Genomic DNA, 26,659 nt, shown 5'->3' on the forward strand with positions numbered 1-26,659 from the left:
GTTCCGCGCGCGCCACGTGCGGCGGAGTCCGTCACCCGTCGTGTGGCAGTGGGAGAACCTCGCCGGGGAACTCCAGGCCGCCGAGCACACGGAGTACGGAACGCTCACCCTGGCCGCGCCCGACGGAGGCCACGAGATCGTCCCGGGCACGTCGATGACCTTTCAGGCCGTCCGGCCCGGCGACCGCACCACCCCGCACTCGCACTCCTGGTGGCACCTGTATTTCGTCCGGTCCGGATCCGGCGCCGTCGTCTTCGACGAGACCGGGGACACGGCCGCGTTGAGCGAGGGCGACATCCTGCTCATCCCGGCCTGGTCCGTGCACCACTTCGAGAACGGCGGGGTCGGGAACGACGGGTCCCAGAACGGTGCGTTCAAGAACGGTGCGTTCGAGAACGGTGCGTTCAAGAACGGCGGAACGGCCGACGACCTGCTTCTCCTCAACATGTCCAACCTGCCCCAACTGGCGCTCCTGGACAACAAGTTCTCCAAAGAGCACGAGCGAACAGAAGACCACGAGTGAACAGAAGAGCACGAGTGATCGACCGACACGAGCCGGAGGCGCACATGTTCAAGCGGATTGACCACATCGGTGTGGTGGTCGACGACCTCGCCGAGGCGAGGGCGTTCCTGGAAAGCCTGGGGATGCGGCTGGAACGGGCCCAGGAGGTGCCCGAGCGGAACGTGAAGATCGCGTTCTACCACTGCGGAGACGGCCGGATCGAGCTGATCGAGCCCACGACCGAGGAGGCCCGGGGGCGCCGGCTCGGCGAGGGGAACCAGGCCCGTATCGAGCACATCGGCGTCGAGGTCGACGACGTACCGCGGATCATGCGGGCGGTCCAGGGGCTGGGGGTCGAGCTGACCACGAGCGAGCCCGTTCCGGTCGGGCCGAACCTCAACGCCTGGACGCGGCCGGAGACATCCGACGGGATCCAGTTCCAACTGGTCCAGCGGGACGCCGTCTGAAACTCGCTCAGGTCCTGTTTCCCGGGTCACTGGGGACAGCCGGTCCGCGCCGAACGCCCCGCGCGGACCTGCTGTCCGCACCCCAACCGCCATGGGGGCCTTGCGGGCCGCTCATATTTCAAGGCGTATTGCGAACCGTACATACTAGTAGTTACATTCCGGGATGTGGATTCCTTGAAGACGTCTGTCGCAAGAGAGCCGGCGCGGACCGGGACCCGGCAGGTCCTTTCGGGACAGCGCGGGAGACGGCCGGGCTGGCTGCTGGCCTCCTTGCTCGGCGGGATGTTCCTCGGAAACGTCGACATCGCGGTGGTCAACGTCGCGATCCCGTCGATCCGCGATCATCTGCACGCGTCCGCCGGCGAACTGGAACTCATCGTCTCGGGCTACACGCTCGCGTACGCGATGCTGCTGATCACCGGCGCCCGGCTGGGCGAGATCCACGGCCGGCGGTTGATGTACCTGCTCGGGCTCACCGTCTTCACGCTGTCCTCGCTCGCCTGCGGCCTCGCGCCCAACGCCCCCGTCCTGGTCGGCGCCCGCGTCGTGCAGGGAGTCGGCGCGGCCCTGATGGTCTCTCAGGTCCTGACGGGCATCCAGGTGCACTTCGAGGGCGCCGCGCGCCGCCGGGCCCTCGGCGCGTACACCGGCGTACTCGGTGTCAGCTCCGTCATCGGCCAGGCGCTGGGCGGCGTCCTGGTGGCGGCCGACATCCTCGGGGCGGGATGGCGGCCCATCTTCCTCATCAACGTGCCGATCGGCGTCGTCCTGCTGATCACCTCGTTCGTCTTCCTCCCCGACGACGAGACCTCGCGGGAGAAGACCCTCGACATGCGCGGCGTCGGCCTGCTGTCGCTCGGGCTGTTCCTGCTGGTGACCCCGCTGGTCCTCGGCCGGGACGCGGGGTGGGCCCCGTGGACATGGCTGTGCCTCGCGGCCTCCCTGCCGGTGTTCGCCCTGTTCTTCCGGACCGAGCGGCGCATCGCGGGGCGCGGGGGCGATCCGCTGATGAACGTCGCGCTGCTCGCCCGGAAGGAGATATCCCTCGCCCTCGTCTCCCAAGCAGCCACCCGGGCGGGCTACTTCGCGCTGCTGTTCGTCCTCGCGCTGTACCTCCAGCAAGGGCTCGGCAGGAGCGCGGTCTACTCGGGGCTCGTCCCCATCGCGTGGGTGGCGACGTTCGCGCTGGTCGGTCCGGTCCTCGGGCGGGTCGGCGGGCGCGTCAGGAAGCTCGCGGCCCCGGTGGGGGGCCTGCTGATGGCGGTCTCCTTCGCCGCGGTTGCCGCCGGCGCGCAGAGCACCGGCTGGCTGATCGTCCTCCTCGGCATCGGTGGCATCGGCTACGGCGCGGCCTTCAGCGGGACCCTGGCCCACCTGACCGAGTCCGTCGAGTCCCGCTACGCGCCCGACGTGAGCGGCCTGTTCAACACGACGCTCCAGGTCGGCGGAACCCTGGGCGTGGCCGTCTTCGGCACCGTGTACCTGGACCTCGCCGCCCGGAGCGGAGACCCGCAGGACGCGTTCAGCACGACCAGCGCCGTACTGGCCGTCGTGTCGGTCGCCGCCTCCGTGCTGGTCCTGCTGGCCGGGAGGGCCGGTTCCGACACCGCGGCGGGCCGGTCCTGACACCACCGCCTCCCGACACCACCGCGGACCGGTCCTGACACCGCCGCCCTCTCCGGTGCCTCCGGCACCACCCCCGACACCGCCGCCCTCTCACCTCTTACGTCAGCACCCCCGAAGAAGGAGTTCGCTTCATGGACGTCAACCGTCACCCCGGAGACTCGGTCAAGGGCCCTGAGGACCGGTTCTCCGGCGACGTATGGCTGTGGCCGCGCATCGGCGCCACCGCCAACGCCGAAGTGCGCAACGTGCTCTTCACGCCCGGCGCGCGCAGCGCCTGGCACCGGCATCCCGCGGGCCAGGTCCTGCACATCACCGAAGGTGTGGGAGTCGTCCAGTCCCGCGGCGGCGAGCGGCAGGAGGTCAGGGCGGGCGACACGGTGGTCTGCCACCCCGGCGAAGAGCACTGGCACGGCGCGGGGCCGGGCACGTTCATGACGCACATCGCGGTCACGGATGGCCCCACCGAATGGAAGGAACGCGTCACCGACGAGGAGTACCGGAACTGACCTTCCGTATACGAGAAGGCGGTCCGTCCGGCCGGGAACCGAGCTTCCCCCCAGGGCCGGATCCGGGGCGAGTGCCCCTCGACCTCGCCGGATGCCCGTACGGGACATCCGCGACTGCCTCTCAACCTCGCGGGTTGCCCGTACGGGTACACCCGCGAGGGCCCCTCGCGCCCCGCGGATGCCCCTTACGGGTACACCGGCGGAGCCGAGGTTTTAATCCGGATGTCCTGAATAAGTCTGCGTGAGCTTCGTCGATTATTCGGCGTGGTCACGAATCCTGGCGGCATAGGAATACAAGGCCCACGGGATGCATTCCCACAGGTCCCATGGGAGAGACGCCCCGAAACATTGGACAGCACAGGAAAATTGATCGTCCGGAAGTATCCAAGGCGCTCTTGAGCCACTACTTATGCTGCTGTCCATGAGTATTGAGCTACATCACCTGCGCGGGTTCCTCGCCTTGGCGGACGAGAGACACTTCACGCGAGCGGCGAAGCGCATGAACGTGTCCCAGCCGACACTCAGCCGCAACATCCGGCGCCTGGAAGAACTGCTCGGCCGGCGTCTGCTGGAGCGCACGACACGTCAAGTCGCCCTCACATCCGCGGGCGAGGGCCTCTACGACCAACTCAGCCTTCTCTTACCCAAGCTGGAGTCCGCCTTACGTCTCGAACTCCACGACGAACCGTTCCGCATCGGCTTCACCTGGGGTTTTCCCACGGGGTGGCCGCAGGAGGCCATCGCCCGCTTCGAGGAGGAGACCGGCCTGTCGGTGAGCGCGCACCGGCACAACTCCTCCCTCGCGGGGGTGGATCGTGGGGACGCCGACCTGGCGATCCTGAGGGGCCGAATAACCGCCCCTCGAACGGAGGTCGTCACCCTGCTGTACGAGCGGGCGATCGCGGCGGTCTCCATACGGTCCGAACTCGCCCGGCGAGAGGAGATCCGCTGGCAGGAAATCGCCGATCAGAACCTCGTCATCGACGAGGTGAGCGGGACGACGGACTTGGCCGACTGGCCGCGCGACCATCGCCCCGGCGTCTCCGTCGTATGCCGTAATTTCGACGAATGGCTGGAAGCCGTCGCCGCCAACAAAGGAATGGGCGTGGTCCCGGAGTTCGTAGGACGGCAGCACATCCATTCGTTCGTATCGTTCCTCACCATTCCGGACGCGCCACTCATTCCCCTCAATCTCGTCTACCCCCGGCACGGCGGACACCCACTGATACCGCGCTTCGTCGCCTTGGCACAGGCAGCCGCGGCCACACCACCGGGTACGGGCCCGCGTTAACCCCTCCCTCACGCCCCTCCCGAACCCCTTCCCTGCTCCGAACCCCTTCCCGGCTCCGAAGCCCGCCCCGCCCCGGGGCGACCAGCGGACCACCGCCCACTCCCCACCGCCCATTCCCCACCCCCGTCCCCCTCCGCGGCATGCACCCGTGCACCCGCACACCCGTACACCTGTACGCCGGCGCACCCCGCACACCCGTGCCCCCGCACACCCCCACGCCGAGAGATTCAGCCCCGAACTCCGGCCTGCCTACATCCTTTCGGTACGTTTGCGTGTCTCACCCTGGGACCCTCTTTCCGCCGGGTCCCTTCCGGTGCATTTTCCAAGCATTCGCGAACTCGGAGAGTTTCCTTGACACGCACCCTCCCCACCATGCGGAGAGCCGCCGCAGTCACCCTCGTCACCGGCGCGCTGCTGAGCGTCTCCGCCCTGGCCGCACCGGCCCAGGCGGCCACGGCCCCGACCGTCAGCGCCAAGGGCGCCTTCCTGCTGAACAACGCGTCCAGTGCCACGGTGTACAGCAAGGCCGCCGACACCCGCCGCCAGATGGCCAGCACGACGAAGGTCATGACGGCCGCCGTGGTCCTCAGCACCAAGGGCGTCGACCTGAACCGCAAGGTCACCGTCAAGCAGGCCTATCGCGACTACGTCACCAAAGAGGGCGCCAGCACCGCCGATCTGCGTACCGGCGACAAGATGACCGTGCGCCAGCTGCTGTACGCGACACTGCTGCCCTCGGGCTGTGACGCGGCGTACGCCCTCGCCGACACCTTCGGCACCGGCTCCACCACCGCCGCGCGCACCAAGTCGTTCGTCTCGAAGATGAACGCGAAGGCCACCGAACTCAAGCTCAAGAACACCAAGTTCGACTCCTTCGACGGCATATCCGGTGGCGGCAACAACTACTCCACCCCGCGCGACCTGGCGAAGATCGCCCAGTACGCCATGAAGAACACGAATTTCCGTACGGTCGTCAAGGCCACCTCGTACAAGGCCTCGGCGCCGGCGAGCAATGGCGGCACGCGCACGTACACCTGGTACAACACCAATAAGCTGCTCGGCTCCTACAAGGGCGCCATCGGCATCAAGACCGGTACCGGCACGGCCGCGGGCCCCTGTCTGATCTTCGCCGCCACGCGTGGCAGCAAGACCGTTGTCGGCGTCATCCTGAACGGTTCCGACCGTTACAACGACGCCGCGAAGATCCTCGACTACGGCTTCGGTTCGAGCACCGCGAAGACGATGAAGCTGCGTACGCTCCCGACGAACGCACAGCGCGACTGATCCAAGCGCCGGTCGGCGCGCCCGATCCGGCTCAGGTGGCTGAGCCGGATCGGGGTCGCGGGGCGAGGCGCAGGTCGAGGCGCAGGTCGAGGCGGCGGGAAATCAAGGCGCGCCTCCGTGCAACCCGTCCCGCATCTCATGACGTTGATGCGTGGGGCACCTTTCCCCACAGTGCCCCCACCCGAACCACGGATCACCGTTCCACGAATCCGCGGTTCCACGGTGCCGGAACAAGCAACGCAGATGCGGAGCAATCTCCTTGACCTCCAGAGTGATCTCCAGAGTTCTGACCCCGCGCAAGGCCGCCGTCGCCACCGTCGCGGCCGGCGCGCTGCTCGCCCTCACCCCCCTGACCGCCCAGGCCGCCGCCGGGCCCGCGGCCCCGGCCGCCGCCGCCAAGGGCGCCACCCTGGTGGACGGCACGAGCGGCGAGACGCTCTTCGGCAAGGACGCCGACACCGTCCGTCCCATGGCGAGCACGGCGAAGATCATGACCGCCGCCGTGGTGCTCGACACCAAAGGCGTGAACCTCGACCAGCAAGTGGTCGTCGAGCAGAAGTACCGCGACTACGTCACCGCGCACAGCGCCAGCACGGCGGACCTCCAGACCGGCGACAAGCTCACCGTCCGCCAACTGCTCTACGCGTCGCTGCTCCCCTCCGGCGCCGACGCGGCCTACGCTCTCGCCGACACGTTCGGCACCGGCGCCGACAGCACCGCGCGGACCGCCTCGTTCATCCAGAAGATGAACGCCAAGGCCGACGAACTCCAGCTCGACAAGACGGAGTTCGAGAGCTTCGACGGAGTGAAGGCGGACCGCAGCACCCCGATGGAGCTGGCCAGGCTGGCCCAGCACGCCATGCAGAACGACACGTTCCGTACGGTCGTCAAGTCCACGCAGTACAAGGGCGACGCCCCGGCCGCCAACGGCCGTATCCGCACGTACACGTGGCACAACACGAACCAGCTGCTCGGCTCGTACGACGGCGTCATCGGCATCAAGACCGGTACGACCACCCCGGCGGGCGACTGCCTGGTGTTCGCGGCCACCCGTGACGGCAAGACCCTCGTCGGTACGGTCCTGAACAGCACCGACCGGTACGGCGACGCGGCGAAGCTGCTCGACTACGGCTTCGGGACGGACGCGGCCGAGAACATGAAGCTGCGCAAGCTCCCGGCGGGCGCGCAGCAGGACTGATCCGCCGGGTTCATACGAAGCAGACGAGGCAGACGTGCCGGAGGGCGCGGTCACAGCGGTGACCGCGCCCTCCGCGCGCGCGTGCCGGGCGTGCGTGCCGCCCGTACTCAGCCGTGCACCCGCCACTCGACGGAATCCGTCAGGGCCTTGCGTACGGCGGGGTCGCGTACCGCGTCCGTACGGTCCACCGCGCGCGCCGTCAGCGTGTGCTCGGCGCCGTCGTCCGGCACGAGCCCCTCGGTGATCCGTACGTCGGTCTTCCCGCGCAGACCCGCTACCTCCTCGCCGTCCAGGTACCAGCGGAGGTCCGTCCCCCGGTCACCGACCGGCGTGGCCACCTCGACCGAGGCCCGCGCCCCGGGCCGGAGCTCGGACTTGGTGTCGAAGCCCGCGCCCGCAGTGACCGTCTTGGCGTGCCGGTGGAAACCGTTGACCATCGCCTCGGCCCCCGGCAGATTGAACTTCCGGCCCAGCGTCCGCATGATCGAGTTCTCGGTCGGCCGGTAGATGCCCTGCGGGTAGTAACTCGATCCCTCGTACGCCCCGACCGTGCCGCCGTCCGGCGACTGCTGGCCGAGCCACCGGTACCACTTGGTCTGCCGGGCGGCCAGCTGATCGGCGGTGTAGATCGAGGAGTTGAGGGAACCCAGCTCGGCGCCGGTGTACCGGCCGTACTCCGCATACGTGTACTCGTCGTCGAGCTTGCCGAGCGAGTGCCCGGTCTCGTGGATCGCGATCTGGCCCGAATCGCTGTTACCGGCGGAGGCCGTGGCGATTCCCTCGTAGCCCAGCTGCGCGTTGCCGCCGGTGTAGCCCGCGCCGCCGTACTTGGTGCTGTTCGCGAGGACGATCACCAGATCGGCTTCCGGAGCCTTCGCCACGTAGCGGTCCAGCCTGTTCGTGTCGACACAGAGCAGCCGCTCGATGTCCCCGCACCAGAAGTTCGAGCCGAGGGCGGTGTTCTTGACGGTGCCCTTCGCCGGGTCACCGGATACCCCGGAGTCGACGGAGACCGCGTCGACCGCCCAGACGTTGAAGAGCTTCTGATACGTGGTGTACGGCTCGACGCCCAGGACGTCGTTCCACTTGGTCTTCACATCGGTCTGGAACTGGGCGAGTTCGCCCTCCCGGTAACCGTCACCGACGAAGACCACGTCCAGCTTGTCGGCGGTGGCGCCGTTGTCGATGACCTTGGTGACGGTGCCGTCCGCAGCGGCGGCGGAGCCGCTCGGCGCCGCCGTGTCGGTCGCGCCGGTTCCGCCGCTCGCGGGGACGCGTACGTATCCGGAGCCGGCCGGTGAGTCCTTGTGCTTCCGCCCATCGGCCGACGCGGCGGGCTCGGGCCCGGGGACCTCCACCCGTACCGTACGGCCGTCCCCCTGCCCCGCATCACCGGCGCCGGGAGCGGCCCCCGCACTGCCCGGCGCCGCGAACGCCGCCCCCACAGCCACCATCGCCACCAGCGCGGCACCCGCTGCGCGGGCTCTTCGTATTCGCACGCCAAGTCCTCCTGTACGCAGCCGACGTGCATTGGCCCAGGCCAATGCGACGGGCTGTGACTGTAGAGGCCGCTGTGACGTTCGGCAATGAGTTGGCCAACAATGGCCGGGGAGGCGACCGACCGCGCCAACCGGCGGCTCAGAGAGGCTGGTTGGCGGAGGAAGCCGTCTGCGGGTCGCGCGCGATGCCCGCCTGGAAGTCGGACCAGGCGGCGGGAGCGAGGAGCAGCACCGGGCCGGCGGGGGCCTTGGAGTCCCGTACGGCGACGGTGCCGGGTATGTTGCGGGCGACTTCGACGCACTCGCCGGTCTGGTTGCTGTAACTGGACTTCCTGAAGCGGAACATGTCACGCACTCATTTCTTTCCCGACACTCTCGATGAGCTGTACAGAGTCGTAAGGCGAGAGGCTGACGGAGCACAGGCGTCCGAAGAGATCGGCATAGACCGCGCTCTCTTCCGCTCCTTCGACCCAGTCCGTAGACCCAAGACCGTCCATGTGCACCACGTCCACTGCGCCCTCTTCGACAAACGAGAGAATGTTGAAGGGACCGCCGATGCCAGGGTAGCCACCCGTTCGAAACGGCAGCACCTGAATATGGACGTTGGGCAGTTCGGTCAGCTCACGTAGGTGAGCAAGCTGCCGCCCCATCACTTGTGGACCGCCGATGAGTTGACGGAGTGCCGCTTCCCAGATCACTGCATGTACCTGGAGCGGGTGGTCACCACACAAACGAGCCTGCCGCCTCCGCCGGACATCGACAAGCTGCTCGATGCGATCGATTTCGTCCGGCGAGATCGCGGAGACCATCATGGCGCGAATGTAGTCGGGCGTCTGAAACAGCCCCGGGATGAGCGAAAGCTGCCACAAGCGCACCTTCAGCGCCACGTCTTCCATCGCGATGTACTCACGCAAGTTCCCCTGGTCGAGGGCGTTCCACCAGCCCTTCGCCTTACGACGCTCACGGTCCAGCTTGGCCAGCCGAAGCAGGCTCTCCACGACCTCGTCGTCATCGACCCCGTACAGCTTGCACAGCGCGATGATGTCGGGATCGCGGAACGGCACCCAGCCCCGCTCCATCTTGGCGACCTTGGCCGTCTGCGCGCTGAGAACCTCAGCCGCACGTGACTGATTGAGGCCGACGGCCTCTCTGAAGGCCAGCAACTGACCGCCCAACTGACGTGCCAGGACTGTCGTTACACGGTTTGCCGTGCTCACGCGCCGCTGTGTCACTCCACGTCACCTCCTGATTTCAGGCACAGTCTGCAACCGTCGCCTCGCTAGGCACAATCACCCTAGCGGGGATAATTTTCTTGACGATATTGTCCGGAGCCCATTCCTGCCGCTACGTTCAGTGCGCAACCGCTCGCACAGCGGCGCCACCTGGTGGAAGTGCATCGCCCTGCCCTGCCGTCAGCACCACCGCAGGCGTCGGCCGCGACATCGCCACCACCACGCGCACCCCGTACGGGCAACCCCCACCCTCATACGGAGGTGCCGCGTCCATGGCCTCAGCCCAAGAGACGCCCCAGCCCCAACCCCAGCCCGTCATCCAGGAAGACCAGCTCGACTACACCCCCGTCGCCGGGAGCGTCACTCTCGCCCGGCGGCGGGCGGCGCGGCTCGTCACCGAGTGGGGGCATCCCGAACTCGCCTGGTCGACGGCCTTGTTGGTCAGCGAACTCGCCGGCAACGCCCTGCTGCACGGCTGCCTGGGCAACCGCCCCTTCAAAGTACGGACCAGCCTCCGCGCCGACGCCCTCCGTATCGAGGTGAGCGATCCACGCGGGGAACGGCTGCCCAGCCCGCGCCTGGCCGAGGACGAGGAGTGCTTCGGGCGGGGCCTGTTGATCGTCGCGCAGATCGCCGACCGGTGGGGCACCGCGCCCTGCCCCACCGGCAAGACCGTCTACGCCGAGCTCGACATCACCGACAAGCACGACGAGCCCGGCGCGCACGACGCACGTACGGACATCGCACCGTGACCGATCCCGCGAACGATCAAGCCCTGTGGGGCGTCGTGGTGCTCGCCGTCAGCTTTGTCGTGCTCGTCCTCGGCGTGCTGTACGCGGTGACGTGGCGCCCCGAGGTTGACGTGCCGCTGGTGCCGTTCGACGCGGAGGAGGCGTACACGTACACCTGTTACTGCTACCGCGAGCCCATCAACGTCCGCCTCCGGGCGTCCGAACTGCCCCGCAGGCACGCGTACGGGCGGCTCGCCATGCGTCACGCGCGCCCGGCGGCACGGAGCGCGTTCACCGCTCGCGGTCCGGGCGCTCGCGCAGGCCGTCCATGACGAGAGTGAGCAGGTGCCGTGAGCGCGCTTCCCAGTCGGGGTTCTCCATACGCCACAGGAAGCTCACGAGCAGCAGCACCTCGTCCGCGTCGACGTCCGGTCGCACCGTACCGGCCGCCTTGCACGCGTCCAGCAGCAGCGTGATCGCGGCGATCACCGGGGCGTAGTACTCGTTGGACAGATCGGCGCGGGTGGCGGCCTCCACCGCCGCCGCGACGCCGTGCTTGATGCGCGCATAGGAGGCGAGGCGGTCGAACCAGAGGCGCAGCGCCTCGAACGGCGTTTCCTGCGCGAGGAGTTCTGGGGCCGCGTCGATCAGCGCCTGGACGTCGTGGCGGTAGACCGCGAGCAGGAGTGCTTCGCGGTTCGGGAAGTGCCGGTACATGGTGCCTTGGCCGACACCGGCGCGCTTGGCGATCGAGTTCATGGTCGCGTCGCTCGACGCGGTCAGGGCGGTGCGCGCGATCTCCAGGATCCGGGCGCGATTCTGCTCGGCGTCGGAACGCTTGGTCGCTCCTGGCTTCTCGGTCGCCCGCTCCCTTTCGATCATGAGGGCCATCCTACCCCCGCCGAGTGGCTAAGCGGACATATGTCCGGTACTGTCGAAAGCGAGACGGACACGTGTCCGTTTAGGACTTTGTACCGGAGAGGCCGAGAGGAAGCCATGTCAGGGATCAAGGGAAAAGTCATCGCGATCACGGGCGCGAGCAGCGGAATCGGGGAGGCCACCGCGCTTCGGCTCGCCGAGGGCGGGGCCAAGCTCGTCCTCGCCGCGCGCCGGTCGGACCGCCTCGACGCGCTGGCGTCCCGTATCAACGAGGCGGGCGGCGAGGCGAGTTGCATCCGCACGGACGTACGGCGGCACGAGGACCTGTCCAGCCTGGTGGCGCTGGCGCGTGAGCGTTACGGGAGGCTCGACGTGCTCGTCGGCAACGCCGGTGTCGGGCTCGTCTCCCGGTTCGACGACCTGCGCGTCGAGGACTGGGACACCATGATCGACGTCAACATCAAGGGCGTTCTGTACGGCATCGCCGCCGCGCTGCCGGTCTTCCGCGAGCAGGGGGCGGGGCAGTTCGTGCACACCCTCTCCGTCGCGGGCCTGAGCATCACGCCCAGCCTGGCGGTCTACGCCGGGACGAAAAACGCCGTACGGGCCATCTCCGAGGGCCTGCGCCAAGAGGCCGGCGACAGTGTGCGCGTGACGACCGTCTCGCCGGGCTTCATCTCGACGGACTTCGCCGAAGCGGCGACGGACCCCGAACTGAGGGCCCAACTCCTCGCACGCCGGGAGGAAATCGCCATCGCGCCGGATGCCATCGCACGCGCCATCGCGTTCGCGATCGAACAGCCGGCCGATGTCGACGTGAACGACATCGTCGTCCGCCCGACGGCCCAGGCCTGAAATTCAGCCCTCGCACCCGACGGCCTCGGATGGTCGCGCCGATACGAGGGCCGGAGGCATGACCGGCGCAGCGCGAACAGCTCTCAACTCACCGCGTTGCCAGGGTCGTCCAGCCAGATGGCCTGTTCGCCGTCGGCCCCGACGGTCACGCCGAACCGTGTCAGGTCCGGTCGCCCCGCACCCTCCCACCAGAGCCGGGCGGCGGTGATCTCGTCCCAGAGCCTTCGGGGACCGGCCTGGCGCACGGCGGATTCGGACTCCCACCCCTCGTACCTCACCGAGGCCCAGGATCCCGCGCCGTCCGTGAGCCGCATCCGGAAGGTGCCCTGCGGGTCGGCGTCGCCCCAGGTGTGGGCGTACCGCACGCCGGGGACGCGCAGCCCGATGGCGAAAGCGGCGTGCACGTTCTCCAGCGCGAGGTCGGGGTCGATTTCCGAGCGACCCCCGGGCTCAGGAGCCATGACCGACCCGCGCTCGACCGCTCCGGTCACCGGCGGGGGCCGCTCGGAGCGCATCCACATGAAGCTGACGTCGGCCACGAAACGGCCGTACGACTCACCGCCCCGCTCGCCGGTCACCAGCCGCAGCAGTCCCGCGTTGGCGTAGGGCGTGCCCCACGGGGTCACGACGACTCCGCCCGGCCGGGTCTGCTCGATCCAGGCCCGGGGCACGCTCCGTACGGCCGCAGTTGAGTGGATACGGTCGTACGGCGCCTTGGACGGCCATCCGGCGAGACCGTCCCCGACCACGCACCTCGGGGTGAACCCGGCCGCCGCCAACCGTTTCGCCGCCCCGGAGGCGATCCGGGGATCGACCTCCACGGTGGTGACGTTCTCGTCGCCGACCCGGGCCGAGAGAAGGGCACTTGTCCATCCCGTGCCGGTGCCGATGTCGAGCACGGTGTGGCCGTCGGTCACGTCGAGATGCCGGAGCATGGTGGCGACCAGCGAGGGCATGGACGCCGAGGAAGTCGCGACCGGGACGTCCGCCCCGCCCCCGCCGCGCCCACCGTCAGCATCGTCAGCGTCTTCGCCGACGCCGTCGTCCAGTTGTGTCACCACCACGTCGTCCGCGTTCACCAACTCCCACCAGCCGGCGGGGTCGTCGGCCCGGGTGAGCCGGGCGGTAGCCGGTGGGGGAGGCACCGTCCGCAGCCCAGACGGTCTCCGGGACGAACGCGGACCGCCGGGCCCGCTCGAACGCGCCACGCCACGCTTGGTCCAGCGCGCCGGCCTCCGTCAGGTCGGCCAGCAGCCGCGCGTACGCGTCCAACCCAGCCCTCTCTCCGAACCATGACCGTTCGACTACGGAACGAACGTTAATGGCTCCGCTCTGCAATCAAAGGCACATCCGCCTGCCTGGTCACCAGTCGGTGAGGTCCACCAGAGACCGGCAGTGCGGGTCGTCCACCGCGTCCGAGGTCCGCCACTCCTCGCCCAGCAGTGAGGGCAGCGCTGCCAGGAGGGCGGTCAGCGCACCGCCCGGTCGTACGTCGGCGGCGATCACGCCGGGGACCTCGTCGCTGTCCATGTACAGGCGCAACAGGCCCCCTTCCCTGAACAGGAACCCGCGCAGACGCGCCCCGGGCCGTTCCTCGGACGGATGGGCCAGGCACCGCAGGAGAGTGGACGCCCAGTCGTCCGTGGTGAACGGGGCCTCTTTCACGTGCGCCGGATCGACCAGATACAGGTCCATCCCCATGACGGAAGTGACCCGGCTCGACAGGTAGATGTGTGTCCCGGTGTGCACCGCGCGAAGCAGGGCGACGACGTCGTGCGAGGTACGCAGTTCCTCGCCCGCGCCCAGGGGAATCTCGTACGCCGTCAGCCGGGACGGCGCGCACTCGCCCCTGTCACCGAGGGCGACCCGGACAGCCGGGGCCTCCGACGGTGCGGGCAGGACTCCCCGTACGTGCTGGTCTTCCAGGAGCGGCGCGTGGACGTGGTCCAACAGGAGGCCGGCCACTTCCACCTGAAGGTCTTCGGTCTCGTGCTCGTCTTCACTCACCACGTCACTCATTGCTCCTCCGACCGGGAGGTCACCTCGCCCAGGTGGTCGGGCCAGGTGATCCCCCGGTCACGCGGTCCCGTCAGCCCATCCGAGTCAGACTCAGATGGTCGGGACCAGGTCGTCACGCCCAGGTGATCAGGCGCTTCGGCTGTTCCAGGACCGCGGCCACGTCCGCCAGGACCTTCGAGCCCAACTCGCCGTCCACCAGGCGGTGGTCGAAGGAGAGCGCGAGCGTGGTGACCTGGCGGGGCTTGACCTTGCCCTTGTGGACCCAGGGCTGGAGCTTGATCGCGCCGACCGCCAGGATCGCGGACTCGCCCGGGTTGAGGATCGGCGTACCGGTGTCGACGCCGAAGACGCCGACGTTGGTGATGGTCACCGTGCCGGACTGCATGGCCGCCGGGGTCGTCCTGCCCTCGCGGGCCGTGGACACCAGCTCCCCCAGCGCTTCGGCCAGTTGGGGCAGGGTCTTGTCGTGGGCATCCTTGATGTTCGGGACGATCAGGCCGCGCGGGGTCGCGGCCGCGATGCCCAGGTGGACGTAGTGCTTGACCACGATCTCCTGGGCGGCCTCGTCCCAGGTGGCGTTGATCTCGGGGTGGCGCTTGATGGCCACCAGCAGCGCCTTGGCGACGAGGAGCAGCGGGTTGACCCGCAGGCCCGCCATGTCCTTGTCGGACTTGAGCTCCTCGACCAGCTTCATCGTGCGCGTCACGTCCACGGTGACGAACTCCGTGACGTGCGGCGCGGTGAAGGCGCTGCCGACCATGGCGGCCGCCGTGGCCTTCCGTACCCCCTTGACGGGGATACGGGTCTCCCGGCCGCCGGTGTCCGTCACCACGGTCGTCGGCTCCGGGGCGGTGGCGGCGGCCGTAGCGGTCACCGGTGCGGGGGCCTGGAGGCCCGGCTCGGGGGCCTGGAGGCCCGTTGCCGGGGCCGTCGCCGCGTGGACGTCCTCGCGTGTGATGATCCCGTCCGGGCCGGTCGGCGTGATCGTCGCCAGGTCCACCCCGAGGTCCTTGGCGAGCTTGCGCACGGGAGGCTTGGCCAGCGGACGGGCGGACGGGGACGGGGCGGGAGCCGCGTGCCCGTTCATCTCGGACTGGATCGCCGCCGAAGCAGCCGAAGCGCCCGAACCGTCCGAAGTGTCCGAAGGCGCCGATGCCCCCGTCACCTGTCCCGGCACCGAAGTGCCCCTGCGCGCACGGCGCTTCGTGGACGCCTCGGCCACCCCGTACCCGACGAGGACCGGCGTACGGCCCGCCGGTTCGGCCTTCTCGTCTTCGGCCTTCTCGTCTTCGGCCTTCTCGCCGACCGGCTCGGCGGGTTCAAGGGCCTGGGCCGAAGCGGAAGCCTGGGCCGGAGCCGGCTCGCCGCTTCCCGGCGCCACGTCCACCGTGATGATGGTCGCGCCGACATCGACCGTCGTCCCCTCCTCGAAGCGCAGGTCGTGCACCACGCCGTCGTAGGGAATGGGCAGTTCGACAGCCGCCTTCGCGGTCTCGACCTCGCACACCACCTGGCCGTCCTCGACGGAATCGCCGGGCTGTACGTACCACTTGAGGATCTCCGCCTCGGTGAGTCCCTCGCCCACGTCGGGCATCCTGAACTCGCGGTAGCGGGCGGAGATGTCGGGTGAGGTGTCGGCTGAAATCTCAGCAGTCATGGTCACGGCACTCCTCAGTACGCGAGCGAGCGGTCGACGGCGTCGAGCACCCGGTCCAGGCCGGGGAGATACTCGTCCTCCAGCCGGGCCGGCGGATAGGGCGAGTGGTAGCCGCCGACCCGCAGTACCGGGGCCTCCAGGTGGTAGAAGGACCGTTCCGTGACGCGGGCGGCGATCTCCGCGCCCGAGCCGAAGTAGACCGGTGCCTCGTGCACCACCACCAGCCGGCGCGTCTTCTCCACGGACGACTGGATCGTGTCGAAGTCGATCGGGGACATCGACCGGAGATCGACGACCTCCAGCGACTTGCCCTCCTCGGCCGCCGCCGAGGCCGCCTCCAGGCAGACCTTCACCATCGGGCCGTACGCGGCGAGCGTGAGGTCCGAGCCCTCCCGGACGACCCGCGCCGCGTGCAGCGGTCCCGGGATGGCCTCGGTGTTGACCTCGCCCTTGTCCCAGTAGCGCCGCTTGGGCTCGAAGAAGATCACCGGGTCGTCGCTCTGGATGGCCTGCTGCATCATCCAGTACGCGTCCGAAGGCGTGGACGGCGAGACGATCTTCAGGCCCGCCACATGCGCGAAGAGCGCCTCGGGGGACTCGCTGTGGTGCTCGACCGCGCCGATGCCGCCGCCGTACGGAATACGGATCACGACCGGCAGCTTGATCTTGCCCAGCGAGCGGGCGTGCATCTTCGCGAGCTGCGTGACGATCTGGTCGTACGCGGGGAAGACGAAACCGTCGAACTGGATCTCCGCCACCGGACGGTAGCCGCGCAGCGCGAGACCGATGGCCGTGCCGATGATGCCCGACTCGGCGAGCGGGGTGTCGATGACCCGGCCCTCGCCGAAGTCCTTCTGGAGTCCGTCGGTGACCCGGAAGACGCCGCCGAGCTTTCCGACGTCCTCGCCCATGACCAGGACCTTGGGGTCGGTCTCCAGCGCCTTGCGGAGCGACTCGTTGATCGCCTTCGCGAGCGGGAATTTCTTTACGGCCATGGCTACTTGCCCTCCCCGGCGGAGCCGCTGTCAGGATCCGTGTCCGCGAACGACGCCTGGTACGCGGTGAACTGGGCGCGCTCCTCGTCGACGAGCGCGTTCCCGTCCGCGTAGACATGGTCGAAGATCGCCAGTGGGTCCGGGTCGGGCATGGCCCGTACCGTCTCGCGTACCCGCTTGCCCAGCGCCTCGCTCTCCTCCTCCAGCGCCGTGAAGAACGCCTCGTCGGCCAGGCCCTGCTTCTCCAGGTAGCGGCGCAGCCGCAGGATCGGGTCCTTGGCCTCCCATGCCTCCCGCTCCTCGTCCGCGCGGTACTTGGTCGGGTCGTCGGAGGTGGTGTGCGCGCCCATGCGGTACGTGAACGCCTCGACCAGCATGGGTCCTTCGCCCCGGCGCGCGCGCTCCAGCGCGGAGCGGGTCACGGCCAGACAGGCGAGTACGTCGTTGCCGTCGACCCGGACGCCCGGGAAGCCGTAGCCCTGCGCGCGCTGGTAGAGCGGCACGCGGGTCTGCCGCTCGGTCGGCTCGGAGATCGCCCACTGGTTGTTCTGGCAGAAGAAGACCACCGGCGCGTTGTAGACGGCGGAGAAGGTGAAGGACTCGGCGACATCGCCCTGGCTGGAGGCGCCGTCCCCGAAGTACGCGATCACGGCGGTGTCCGCGCCGTCCTTGGCGACGCCCATGGCGTAGCCGGTGGCGTGCAGGGTCTGCGAGCCGATGACGATCGTGTACAGGTGGAAATTGTTGGAGCTGGGGTCCCAGCCGCCGTTGTTCACCCCGCGGAACATGCCCAGCAGGTTGGTCGGGTCGACCCCGCGGCACCAGGCCACGCCGTGCTCGCGATAGGTCGGGAAGACGTAGTCGTCGTCGTGCAGCGCGCGGCCCGAGCCGATCTGCGCGGCCTCCTGGCCCAGCAGCGACGCCCACAGACCCAGCTCGCCCTGGCGCTGGAGCGCCGTGGCCTCGCCGTCGAAGCGGCGGGTCAGGACCATGTCCCGGTACAGCCCGCGCAGCTCGTCCGGCGTCGGATCGATCTGGTAGTCAGGGTGCTCGACGCGCTCGCCCTCGGGGCTGAGCAGCTGTACGAGCTGAGGCTCGGAACTCTTGGATTGCGGCGTCTTCTTCGCGCTGGCGCGCTTGGTACCGCTGCTGCGTCGCGGTTTGCGAGCGGCGGTGCTCTCCACGGTCACGTGCGTGCTCCTCCGTCTGTCCGGCCCCCGGGATCCGCCGGGAACCAGTCGGCTCGTCTGGATCGACCGCGCGCACGGGGTGTGTGCGCCCCGGTCGGGACAGACGTGACAGGTGCCCCGGCGAGCGCCCTGTCACAGGCACGTTACCCAGTGGGCCGCACTACCGCGAAACCCCTCTGACCTGCCATTTTGCTTGGATTTCCAAGTAAATCGGCAAAGTCCGGAACAACCACTGGTCACAGCCTTGCAGGCCGCCGGAACAACGGCACGTTATCCCGCTGATCTGCGGCAGGGAAGGGGTGAGTGTGTGAGACTGAATTCTGTGTATGAAGATGGAAAAATCAGTGTTTTTCTGGTTGATGACCATGAAGTCGTCCGCCGGGGCGTCCATGAACTTCTCGCCTCCGAGGACGACATCGACGTCGTCGGAGAGGCGGGGACGGCCGCGGACGCCATGGCCCGGATACCGGCGACGCGCCCCGACGTGGCGGTGCTGGACGTACGACTGCCGGACGGCAGCGGGGTGGAGGTCTGCCGGGAGGTCCGTTCGCGGGACGAGAGCATCAAGTGCCTGATGCTGACCTCGTTCGCCGACGATGAGGCGCTCTTCGACGCGATCATGGCCGGGGCCTCGGGATATGTGCTCAAGGCGATCCGCGGCAATGAACTGCTGACGGCGGTACGGGATGTGGCGGCGGGGCGGTCGCTGCTCGACCCGGTGGCGACGGCCCGGGTGCTGGAACGGCTGCGCAGCGGCAACGAGCCCAAGGTCGACGACAAGTTGGCCGGCCTGACCGACCAGGAGCGCAGGATCCTGGACCTGATCGGCGAGGGCATGACCAACCGCGCGATCGGCGAGCAGCTGCATCTCGCGGAGAAGACGATCAAGAACTATGTCTCCAGCCTGCTCTCCAAGCTGGGGATGGAACGGCGCTCGCAGGCGGCGGCGTTCGTGGCGCGGCTCCAGGCGGAGAAGCGCTGAGGCGGGGGTGCCAGGAGTGACGGGGATGACGGGGATGACGGGCTGGGGTTTACGGGACCGAGATTTACGGGGCCGGGGTTACGGGCCCGGACGGGCGGCGCGCGTCCTCCTACCGCGACCGGCGTGCGGCCTCGTACCGCGGGCGGCGCGCGTCCTCGTACCGCGACCGGCCCCTTCCTAATCGGGACCAACGTCCTCGGCTTCCGGGGCCGCCTCCTCTGTCGCCGCGCGGCCCGACGACGCAGAGTTGACCACATGCTCACCGAGGACCTCCGCGCCCTACAGCTGCTCTCCCGCGTCCCGTACGGCCGGGTGGCGACGAGCATGCGCGCGATGCCCTTTGTGGCGCCCGCACGCCATGTCGTGACCGACGGCTCCGTCCTGCTGCGCATGCACGCGGGCCACGGCTATCACCGGGCGTGCGGCGGCGGGGTGGTCGCGTACGGGGCGGACAACTACGGCAGCGAGGACGCCGAGCAGTGGTCGGTGCAGTTCACCGGCACCGCCGAACTCGTCGAACCGACGGCGGAGGAGCTCGAACAGTTCGGTTCCGGGCCCTACCAAGTGGATGGACACCCGTTCGAGCCGGTCTATATGCGGCTTGTGCCGCAGTTCGTCGCCGTACATACGCTCGACTACTGCCGGGAGCGACGGAGTCAATACGTTGCGTGATCTAACATCTGAAAAGTGCCGCGCTCATATGAATTCGCTGCGCCTGCCGCGACTGCCTTAATCCCCGCACCCGCCTTCGCCGCTCGCGCCCCGCATGCCCCTCACAGCCCTCACACACCTCCCGCCCCGCATCCCGGCCCCACCGGGCACGGGCAAGGGCGGGCGCATGGGCAGGAGCAGGGCCAAGCGCAGGAGCAGGGTCATGGACAGGAGCAGGGCCACGGGCCGGAGCAGGGTCACGGGCCGGCGCATGTCTCCGCCCCGCCCGTCCGTATGCTGCTCCGCCGCTACCGGAACGCGGGCGAGCCCCTGTCCTGCGAACCCGTCGCCCAGGGACTGCTCAACCGCGGCTACCGGCTCTCCACGACCCGGGGCCGCTACTTCCTGAAACACCATCTGGACGGCGACCACGAGGCCATCGCCCGCCAGCACCGCGCCACCCAGCGGCTCCAGACGCTCGGCGTGCCCGTCGCCCCGCCCGTCGAGAAGACCGACGGCGACACCGTCGCGGTGATCGGCGGCCACTGCTACGCCCTGCACCCCTGGGTCGACGGGCGCCACCGCGACGGCGCCCAGCTGACATCCGCCGCGTCGAAGCGGCTCGGCGGGCTCCTCGGGCTCGTACACACCTGCCTGGAGCAGGTGATGGGGCCGGACCCGGCGGCACTCACACACGAGAGTCCGGACCCGGCGGACACCTTCGCGCTGATCGACGAACTGCTGGGCCTGGCCCGGGACCGTACCCCCCGCAACGTCTTCGACTCACTGGCCGAACACCGCCTGCTGGAGCGCCGCGCCCTGCTGGAGCGCCATGCCCACCGCCGCCCGCCACCCGGCGCCGAGCCGGCCACGGGCTGGGTGCACGGCGACTTCCACCCGCTGAACCTGCTCTACCGGGGCGCGGAACCGGCCGCGATTGTCGACTGGGACCGGCTGGGCGTACAGCCGCGCGCCGAGGAGGCGGTACGGGCGGCCGCGATCTTCTTCGTCCGGCCGACCGGCGAACTGGAACTGCCGAAGGTACGGGCGTACGCGCGCGCCTACCGCCGGGCGGCCGGGGCGGGCGCCGACGAACTGGCCGCGGCCGTGCACCGGGTGTGGTGGGAGCGGCTCAACGACTTCTGGATACTGCGCTGGCGGTACCAGCTGGACGACCGGAGGGCCGACCCGCTGTTCGCCGCGGTGTCGGCCCTGGCGGTCTGGTGGACGCGGGAGTACGAGGCGGTCCGCGAGGCCTTCGCGGGGTGACGCGGGGCGACCGCAAAGAAGGAGGGCGGGGAGGGCACGCGCCCTCCCCGCCCTCCTTCCTTACCCGCGCGTGTCAGCCGACGGCGCCGGCCGTGTCGGCGCCCGCGGAGCTGCCCGCGTTGGTGTCGCCGGTCGGCGGGGTGCCCCCGGTGGGATCGTTCTCGACCGGCGGCGGATCCTCGTCGTCCGTCTCGCCGCCGCCCCCGTTGTTGTCACCGGTGTCGTCCGTCTCACCCGGATCGGCCGTGGGTTGCGTGTCGTTGGTCGGCACGCCGGACGGACTGGGCGTGAACGACGGCGAGTACGAGGGCGTCCACCCCGGATTCTGGTTCCCGCCCGAGGAGTTGTCCGTCTCCTCGCTCTCCTCGGTGCTCTGCTCCTCCGAAGGCGTCGGATCGTCGGTCGGCGCCGACTCACTCGTGCTGACCGACGGCGAGTTGTCCGTCTTGTCGCCTGTGCCCGTTTTTCCCACGGAGTTGATCGCGTACGCCACCCCCGCCACGATCGCGATCAGCGCGAGCGCGACGAAGAGATACATCTTGCCGCGACCGCCGTTGCCCCGGCGGCGGTGACCGTCGTACCCGCCGTCGTCGGGGTTCATCGGCGGCAGGATCGGGCCCTGCGAGGTGTCGTGGTGCGGCGGGTGGGCCATCGCCGTCGTCGCGGACATGCCCATCGCCGGGGTGCTGCCGCCCATGTGCGGGTCGACCGCGCCGGTGTTCCACATACCGGTGTGGCTGCCCTGCTGCTGGAGCATCTGCAGGCCGTACTGGACCAGCCCGCGCATCTCCTCGGCGCTCTGGAACCGGTCGTCGGGCTCCTTCGCGAGCGAGCGCATGACCAGTCCGTCCAGCTCCGGCGGGGCCACGTCCGCGACCTCGGAGGGCGGCACCGGGATGTCCTGGACATGCTGGTAGACCACGGAGAGCGGGGTCTCACCGGTGAACGGGGGTCTCAGCGCGAGGAGTTCGTAGAGCAGGCAGCCCGTCGCGTACAGGTCGCTGCGGTGGTCGACGGCCTTGCCCAGCGCCTGCTCGGGGGAGAGGTACTGCGGCGTGCCCATGACCATGCCGGTCTGGGTCATCGTCGACTGCGCACCGTGCAGGGCGCGCGCGATGCCGAAGTCCATCACCTTGACCGCGCCCGCGTCCGTGATGATCACGTTGGCGGGCTTGATGTCACGGTGCACGATGCCGTGCTGGTGCGAGTAGGCCAGCGCCTCCAGCACACCGGAGACGATGATCAGCGCCTGCTCGGGCGGCGGGGCGTCGGCGCTGATCAGCAGGTCACGGATGGTGCGGCCCTCGACCAGCTCCATCACGATGTACGGGACGGTCTGCCCGTTGACCGTGTCCTCGCCGGAGTCGTACACCGCGACCACCGCGTGGTGGTTGAGGCCCGCGACCGACTGGGCCTCGCGCGTGAAACGGGCCTTGGAGATCGGGTCCTCGGCGAGATCCGCGCGGAGCAGCTTGACGGCGACGGTGCGTCCGAGCCGTACGTCCTCGGCCGCGAACACCTCGGCCATACCGCCGCGGCCGAGGCGGTGGGTCATTCGGTAGCGGCCGTCTCCGACCAGCCCACCGACGAGCCCGCCGTCGCCCCAGGAGTCCGCAGCATCCGACACTCCGCCGCCTGCTTCGGGTTCGGGTGCCATCAGTCCTCGCCGTCGTTTCTGTCCGCTCGGTGACCGCGCGTGCGGCCGGCGGTGGGTCTGTGTGTCTCAGGGGGTGATTCAAGGGTGGCTATGGCACATCACGCTACAGCCTTCGGGTGACACGCCGGTCCAGGATGGACCGGCCATGAAACCCGCTACGGCGTCACCCATGCAAATTCCATGGGTTTCCTGTAACGCTTCCGAGACTCTTGCTGTGCTTACGGTCACGGAACGGGCACCTGGCTTGACGTGTCGGTGCCCTGCGGCAGACTTGGCCCGTAATAGCGGATCAGTGGATCAGTGGATCACTGTGTCGATGGATCACTGTGCCGATGTCACCGCGGTTCGCGACGGGTTCGGCACCTCGGCAACAGAGCGTGAGCGGTGTCGCGTTCGGCACACGGGTTCGGTAACGGACAACGGATTCGGCGACGGGTCCGGCAACGGGTTCAGCACGACGCGTCAGCGCGCCGAGGGGGAAGCACAGTCATGAGCCAGGACGGCGCACAGGGCCGCTATGCGGGCGGTTCGGTCGCGGGCGGCCGGTACCAGCTTCGCGACCTGCTCGGCGAGGGCGGGATGGCGTCCGTATACCTGGCCTACGACGCCGCGCTGGACCGCCAGGTCGCCATCAAGACACTCCACACGGAGCTGGGCCGGGAGCAGTCCTTCCGCGAGCGCTTCCGCCGCGAGGCCCAGGCCGTCGCCAAGCTGTCGCACACCAACATCGTCTCGGTCTTCGACACCGGCGAGGACACGCTCGACGAGAACGGCTCCGCCGAGGGGTCCGGCGCGATGATGCCGTACATCGTCATGGAGTACGTCGAGGGGCAGCCGCTCGGCTCCGTACTCCAGGCGGACATCGCGCGGTACGGCGCGATGCCGGCCGACAAGGCGCTCAAGGTGACGGCGGATGTGCTGGCCGCGCTGGAGACCAGCCACGAGATGGGCCTGGTCCACCGGGACATCAAGCCCGGCAACGTGATGATCACCAAGCGCGGCATCGTCAAGGTGATGGACTTCGGCATCGCGCGCGCCATGCAGTCGGGTGTCACGTCGATGACCCAGACCGGCATGGTCGTCGGCACGCCCCAGTACCTGTCGCCCGAGCAGGCGCTGGGGCGCGGTGTCGACGCCCGCTCCGACCTGTACTCGGTCGGCATCATGCTCTTCCAGCTGCTGACGGGCCGACTGCCGTTCGACGCGGACTCGCCGCTGGCGATCGCGTACGCGCATGTGCAGGAGGAGCCCGTCGCTCCGTCCAGCTTCAACCGCGCGATCACCCCGGCGGTGGACGCGCTGGTGGCGCGGGCGCTGAAGAAGAATCCGAACGAACGCTTCCCGAGCGCGGAGGCGATGCGCGACGAGTGCGCGCGCGTGCTGCCCGCCGCGCAGACGGGCGCCCCGGTGATCGTGCAGGGCGCCCCGCAGAACAGCAGCGGCTCGGGCGTGGGCTCGGCGGTCTTCCCGCCGGTGGACCAGTCGATGCCGGCGCCGACTCCGCCCCCGCAGAGCGTGCAGTCGCCGTACCAGCCGGGTCCGTACGGTCCTCCGACGCCTTCGCACATGCAGACGCCGCCCCCGATGCAGGCGCCCGGCCCCGGCTACGGCTATCCCCAGGCGGCCCCGGCCTACCAGGCGCCCACGCCGTCGCCGTACACCACCCCGCAGCAGCAGATGGCGGGTTCCGGCCACAACGGCCAGGGCCCTCATGGCGGTACGAACGGCTCGGGAAGCGGCATCGGCAACGGTGCGGGAAACGGCGGCGGCAAGCGGAACATGCCGGTCGTCGTGGGCTCGATCGCGGTCGCGGTCGTGGCGATCGCCGGTTTGGCCACGGCGCTGTCGATGAAGGGCGACGACGAGGGCGGCGAGGCGGGCCCCGTCGAGAGCGCGAGCGTGGCGGCGGATCACCGCCCCCCGGAGCGGAACCGGACGATCAAAGCCTCGGAGTGCTCGGAAGCTTCGGAGGACGCCACGGACCCGTCCCGGGTGACGGCTCCCGACCTGCGCTACAAGGACATCCTCTCGGTGAAGGACTGCCTGCGCGCGGCCGGCTGGACATGGTCGGAGCCGAAGAAGCAGGACGACGGCTCCCAGGCCGAGGACATCGTGGTCGACCAGTACCCGCGGCCGGGCGCCGCCGTGCTGCCCAAGGAGCAGGAGTTCGAGCTGACGATCTCCACCGGCAACGCCGGATAGGCGGCCGGGGGGCGTTCGTCCGCGGGGGGGGCGCGCCCTCGTTCGCGGGGGCGCGCCCTCGTCCGTTCGGGCCGCGTACGTGTGGGCCGCGTACGTAGAGGCCGCGTACGTAGAGGCCGCGTACGTAGAGGCCGCGTACGTAGAGGCCGCGTACGTAGAGGCCGCGTACGTAGAGGCCGCGTACGTATGTGCCTTATTTCCGTGTGTGTCTCATCCGTACGTGTCGCATCCGGAACATTCGAGATGCCGGAGTTATCCCCTCATGTGACTCTGAGTAGGTGACTCCAACGCTCCGCACTCCTTGCGCGATCGCGGTCTCGTCCTTGCTGATGGCCGCGCTCGCCGCACCGGTCGCGTACGCGAAGGAGTCCTCGCCGCCCGCCGCCCCTCCCGCCGCGTCCGGGGGGTCGGCGGACTCCCTGGCCGGGCATCCGGCGGGCGAGGGACGCCCACGGCCGGGGCGGCCGGCGGGGGCCGACGCCGATTCGACGGCGGACGCGAACCCGAGCGGGAGCAGCGACGAGGACGAGGAACGGGACGGGACGGCCCGCCCCGAGCGGTCAGCCGCGGCTTCCTCCTCTACGTTCTCCTCTTCGGCGGCTTCCTCTTCAGCGGCCTCCCCTTCGACGTCGGCTTCTTCCTCCTCCGATACGGCGGCGCCCCCTTCCGCGTCCGCCTCGTCGTCCGGCCGGAGCCCGAGTGGAGCGGCCGAGGCAGAGGGAACGGACGAGGACGGAGAAGAGGAGGGAGGGGACGAGGAGGGGACGGGGGACGCGGAAGAGCCGGCGGAGGAGCAGACCCGCCCCTCCCGGACACCCGCCGCGCCCCGGGACCATCCGCCGTCCGCTGCCCGTAAGTCCGAAACCCAGGACGTCACGGAGACCGCCACGCGGCCCGTCGTCGTACTGACCATGGGCGCCGGAATCACGCTGCTCGGGCTCGGGCTCGGCTTCCTCGGACTGCGACTCCGGCGCCGCTGAGCAGCGCCTGTGAGCCGTCGGAGGCCCTCGCCGCTCACCCTCGGTTCCGCCCTCGCCACCGAACGCTTGTCATCCTTACGACGTACTTACAGGCTCCGCCTCAAGTCGCTTGTGAGAGACCCCGTTCCAGGGCAACATACTCAGTATGTCGATCCGCCATGGACTACTCGCGCTGCTGGAACACGGTCCTCGCTATGGCTCTCAGCTCCGTACGGAGTTCGAGACCCGCACCGGTTCCACATGGCCGCTCAATATCGGTCAGGTCTATACGACCCTGGCCCGTCTGGAGCGGGACGGCATGGTCACGCAGGACGGCGAGGACGACGCGGGCCACACGCTCTACGCGATCACCGACGACGGCCGCGTGGAGCTGAAGTCCTGGTTCCGTACGCCCGTCGACCGCGCCAGCCCGCCCCGGGACGAGCTGGCGATCAAGCTCGCGATGGCCGTGGGCGCGCCGGGGGTCGACATCCGCGAGGTCATCCAGTCGCAGCGCCGGCACACCATCAAGGCGATGCAGGACTACACGCGGCTCAAGGCCCAGGCCCTGGACACCGCTCCGGCCGACCGGGACGAGGTGGCCTGGCTGCTCGTCCTCGAACAGCTGATCTTCCAGACGGAGGCCGAGGCCCGCTGGCTCGACCACTCCGAGCAGCGGTTGATCCGCCTCTCGATGATGCCGGAACCGGTCAAGCCCTCACCCGGGTTGCCCCGACCGAAGATGCCGGTGAGGGCCGCGCGGGAGGAGGCCGACGGCCGGTGAGCCCAACGGGACCCGTCGGGTCCTGTGGATCCACAGGACCCGACAGCCCGTGAGCCGACAGGACCGTGAACCCGCAGAACCGTGCATCCCAGCAAGACCATGAACCCGCAGGACCGTGAACCCCAGCAAGACCGTGAACCCGCAGGACCGTTGAACGCGGGACCTCGGAACGCAGGACCGTAGGGCCCCGGGACCGTAGGGCTCCGGGACCGTAGGGCTCCGGG

26 protein-coding genes are annotated in these 26,659 nt (G+C 69.4%); 16 read left to right on the forward strand and 10 right to left on the reverse strand.

What is annotated here, in order from left to right; translation table 11 throughout:
• The first annotated feature begins 40 nt into the window (after positions 1 to 40).
• The 7 genes from ACIOJD_RS21555 (at position 41) to ACIOJD_RS21585 (ending at position 6,874) form a co-directional block, all read left to right on the forward strand.
• Positions 41 to 523: a cupin domain-containing protein gene (locus ACIOJD_RS21555; protein WP_401915995.1), complete on the forward strand. Its 483-nt coding sequence runs from the start codon at positions 41 to 43 to the stop codon at positions 521 to 523.
• 44 nt (positions 524 to 567) lie between these two features.
• On the forward strand, positions 568 to 969 hold the full coding sequence (locus tag ACIOJD_RS21560; protein WP_401882075.1) for a VOC family protein: 402 nt from the start codon (positions 568 to 570) through the stop codon (positions 967 to 969).
• A gap of 165 nt (positions 970 to 1,134) precedes the next feature.
• Positions 1,135 to 2,595, forward strand: a complete 1,461-nt coding sequence (locus ACIOJD_RS21565; protein ID WP_401915998.1) for an MFS transporter — start codon at positions 1,135 to 1,137, stop codon at positions 2,593 to 2,595.
• A gap of 131 nt (positions 2,596 to 2,726) precedes the next feature.
• Positions 2,727 to 3,101 (forward strand): cupin domain-containing protein, encoded by a 375-nt coding sequence (locus ACIOJD_RS21570; RefSeq protein ID WP_401916001.1) that lies wholly within the window; start codon positions 2,727 to 2,729, stop codon positions 3,099 to 3,101.
• 421 nt (positions 3,102 to 3,522) lie between these two features.
• The gene (locus tag ACIOJD_RS21575) at positions 3,523 to 4,392 is read left to right on the forward strand and encodes a LysR family transcriptional regulator (RefSeq protein WP_401916004.1); all 870 of its coding nucleotides are present in this window, start codon (positions 3,523 to 3,525) and stop codon (positions 4,390 to 4,392) included.
• A gap of 372 nt (positions 4,393 to 4,764) precedes the next feature.
• The gene (locus ACIOJD_RS21580) at positions 4,765 to 5,676 is read left to right on the forward strand and encodes a D-alanyl-D-alanine carboxypeptidase family protein (RefSeq protein ID WP_401916008.1); all 912 of its coding nucleotides are present in this window, start codon (positions 4,765 to 4,767) and stop codon (positions 5,674 to 5,676) included.
• A gap of 271 nt (positions 5,677 to 5,947) precedes the next feature.
• Entirely contained in the window at positions 5,948 to 6,874 is a 927-nt protein-coding gene (locus tag ACIOJD_RS21585) for a D-alanyl-D-alanine carboxypeptidase family protein (RefSeq protein WP_401917086.1), read from the forward strand.
• A 107-nt stretch (positions 6,875 to 6,981) separates the two neighbouring features.
• On the opposite strand, the gene ACIOJD_RS21590 is transcribed toward ACIOJD_RS21585, so the two are convergent.
• The 3 genes from ACIOJD_RS21590 to ACIOJD_RS21600 all read right to left on the reverse strand — a co-directional run bounded on the left by ACIOJD_RS21590 (position 6,982) and on the right by ACIOJD_RS21600 (position 9,590).
• Positions 6,982 to 8,373 (reverse strand): M64 family metallopeptidase, encoded by a 1,392-nt coding sequence (locus ACIOJD_RS21590; protein WP_401916011.1) that lies wholly within the window; start codon positions 8,371 to 8,373, stop codon positions 6,982 to 6,984.
• A 139-nt stretch (positions 8,374 to 8,512) separates the two neighbouring features.
• Positions 8,513 to 8,719, reverse strand: a complete 207-nt coding sequence (locus ACIOJD_RS21595; protein WP_401916013.1) for a DUF397 domain-containing protein — start codon at positions 8,717 to 8,719, stop codon at positions 8,513 to 8,515.
• A 1-nt stretch (position 8,720) separates the two neighbouring features.
• Positions 8,721 to 9,590 carry a helix-turn-helix domain-containing protein gene (locus ACIOJD_RS21600; RefSeq protein WP_401916015.1) on the reverse strand — a complete coding sequence of 290 codons (870 nt, stop codon included), beginning with the start codon at positions 9,588 to 9,590 and terminating at the stop codon, positions 8,721 to 8,723.
• A 287-nt stretch (positions 9,591 to 9,877) separates the two neighbouring features.
• On the opposite strand from ACIOJD_RS21600, the gene ACIOJD_RS21605 reads away from it, so the two are divergent.
• Positions 9,878 to 10,357 (forward strand): ATP-binding protein, encoded by a 480-nt coding sequence (locus ACIOJD_RS21605; RefSeq protein ID WP_401916018.1) that lies wholly within the window; start codon positions 9,878 to 9,880, stop codon positions 10,355 to 10,357.
• Positions 10,354 to 10,668, forward strand: a complete 315-nt coding sequence (locus tag ACIOJD_RS21610; RefSeq protein WP_401916020.1) for a hypothetical protein — start codon at positions 10,354 to 10,356, stop codon at positions 10,666 to 10,668. The genes ACIOJD_RS21605 and ACIOJD_RS21610 overlap by 4 nt, the downstream gene beginning before the upstream one ends.
• On the opposite strand, the gene ACIOJD_RS21615 is transcribed toward ACIOJD_RS21610, so the two are convergent.
• Complete coding sequence (locus tag ACIOJD_RS21615; protein ID WP_401916021.1) at positions 10,628 to 11,218, reverse strand: TetR/AcrR family transcriptional regulator; 591 nt, start codon at positions 11,216 to 11,218, stop codon at positions 10,628 to 10,630. The genes ACIOJD_RS21610 and ACIOJD_RS21615 overlap by 41 nt on opposite strands.
• Positions 11,219 to 11,332: 114 nt before the next feature.
• Here ACIOJD_RS21615 and ACIOJD_RS21620 point away from each other — a divergent pair, with 114 nt between their 5' ends.
• Entirely contained in the window at positions 11,333 to 12,070 is a 738-nt protein-coding gene (locus ACIOJD_RS21620) for an SDR family oxidoreductase (protein WP_401916024.1), read from the forward strand.
• 83 nt (positions 12,071 to 12,153) lie between these two features.
• Here ACIOJD_RS21620 and ACIOJD_RS21625 read toward each other — a convergent pair whose 3' ends face one another.
• The 5 genes from ACIOJD_RS21625 to pdhA form a co-directional block, all read right to left on the reverse strand.
• Positions 12,154 to 13,215: a methyltransferase domain-containing protein gene (locus ACIOJD_RS21625; protein WP_401916026.1), complete on the reverse strand. Its 1,062-nt coding sequence runs from the start codon at positions 13,213 to 13,215 to the stop codon at positions 12,154 to 12,156.
• Between the two features lie 217 nt (positions 13,216 to 13,432).
• A complete protein-coding gene (locus tag ACIOJD_RS21630; protein WP_401916028.1) occupies positions 13,433 to 14,077 on the reverse strand; it encodes a hypothetical protein in 645 nt (214 codons plus the stop codon).
• 124 nt (positions 14,078 to 14,201) lie between these two features.
• On the reverse strand, positions 14,202 to 15,746 hold the full coding sequence (locus tag ACIOJD_RS21635) for a dihydrolipoamide acetyltransferase family protein (protein WP_401916030.1): 1,545 nt from the start codon (positions 15,744 to 15,746) through the stop codon (positions 14,202 to 14,204).
• Positions 15,747 to 15,760: 14 nt separating this feature from the next.
• Positions 15,761 to 16,741, reverse strand: a complete 981-nt coding sequence (locus ACIOJD_RS21640; RefSeq protein WP_401916032.1) for an alpha-ketoacid dehydrogenase subunit beta — start codon at positions 16,739 to 16,741, stop codon at positions 15,761 to 15,763.
• A gap of 2 nt (positions 16,742 to 16,743) precedes the next feature.
• Positions 16,744 to 17,931 carry a pyruvate dehydrogenase (acetyl-transferring) E1 component subunit alpha gene (pdhA, locus tag ACIOJD_RS21645; protein WP_401916033.1) on the reverse strand — a complete coding sequence of 396 codons (1,188 nt, stop codon included), beginning with the start codon at positions 17,929 to 17,931 and terminating at the stop codon, positions 16,744 to 16,746.
• Between the two features lie 322 nt (positions 17,932 to 18,253).
• On the opposite strand from pdhA, the gene ACIOJD_RS21650 reads away from it, so the two are divergent.
• From ACIOJD_RS21650 to ACIOJD_RS21660, 3 genes are all read left to right on the forward strand, one after another.
• Complete coding sequence (locus tag ACIOJD_RS21650) at positions 18,254 to 18,913, forward strand: response regulator (RefSeq protein ID WP_401916036.1); 660 nt, start codon at positions 18,254 to 18,256, stop codon at positions 18,911 to 18,913.
• 255 nt (positions 18,914 to 19,168) lie between these two features.
• Positions 19,169 to 19,585 carry a pyridoxamine 5'-phosphate oxidase family protein gene (locus ACIOJD_RS21655; protein WP_401916038.1) on the forward strand — a complete coding sequence of 139 codons (417 nt, stop codon included), beginning with the start codon at positions 19,169 to 19,171 and terminating at the stop codon, positions 19,583 to 19,585.
• Between the two features lie 273 nt (positions 19,586 to 19,858).
• Positions 19,859 to 20,833 (forward strand): phosphotransferase, encoded by a 975-nt coding sequence (locus ACIOJD_RS21660; RefSeq protein ID WP_401916041.1) that lies wholly within the window; start codon positions 19,859 to 19,861, stop codon positions 20,831 to 20,833.
• Positions 20,834 to 20,906: 73 nt separating this feature from the next.
• Here the strand turns inward: ACIOJD_RS21660 and ACIOJD_RS21665 are convergent, their stop codons facing one another.
• Positions 20,907 to 22,490 (reverse strand): protein kinase, encoded by a 1,584-nt coding sequence (locus ACIOJD_RS21665; RefSeq protein WP_401916043.1) that lies wholly within the window; start codon positions 22,488 to 22,490, stop codon positions 20,907 to 20,909.
• Between the two features lie 489 nt (positions 22,491 to 22,979).
• Here ACIOJD_RS21665 and ACIOJD_RS21670 point away from each other — a divergent pair, with 489 nt between their 5' ends.
• From ACIOJD_RS21670 to ACIOJD_RS21680, 3 genes are all read left to right on the forward strand, one after another.
• Positions 22,980 to 24,692, forward strand: coding sequence for a protein kinase (locus ACIOJD_RS21670; protein WP_401916046.1), 1,713 nt, complete (start codon positions 22,980 to 22,982; stop codon positions 24,690 to 24,692).
• A gap of 278 nt (positions 24,693 to 24,970) precedes the next feature.
• Entirely contained in the window at positions 24,971 to 25,672 is a 702-nt protein-coding gene (locus tag ACIOJD_RS21675; protein ID WP_401916049.1) for a hypothetical protein, read from the forward strand.
• A gap of 145 nt (positions 25,673 to 25,817) precedes the next feature.
• The gene (locus ACIOJD_RS21680; RefSeq protein WP_401916050.1) at positions 25,818 to 26,435 is read left to right on the forward strand and encodes a PadR family transcriptional regulator; all 618 of its coding nucleotides are present in this window, start codon (positions 25,818 to 25,820) and stop codon (positions 26,433 to 26,435) included.
• Positions 26,436 to 26,659: the final 224 nt, after the last annotated feature.

Source organism: Streptomyces sp. NPDC088116 (assembly GCF_044741745.1).
Classification (GTDB): domain Bacteria; phylum Actinomycetota; class Actinomycetes; order Streptomycetales; family Streptomycetaceae; genus Streptomyces.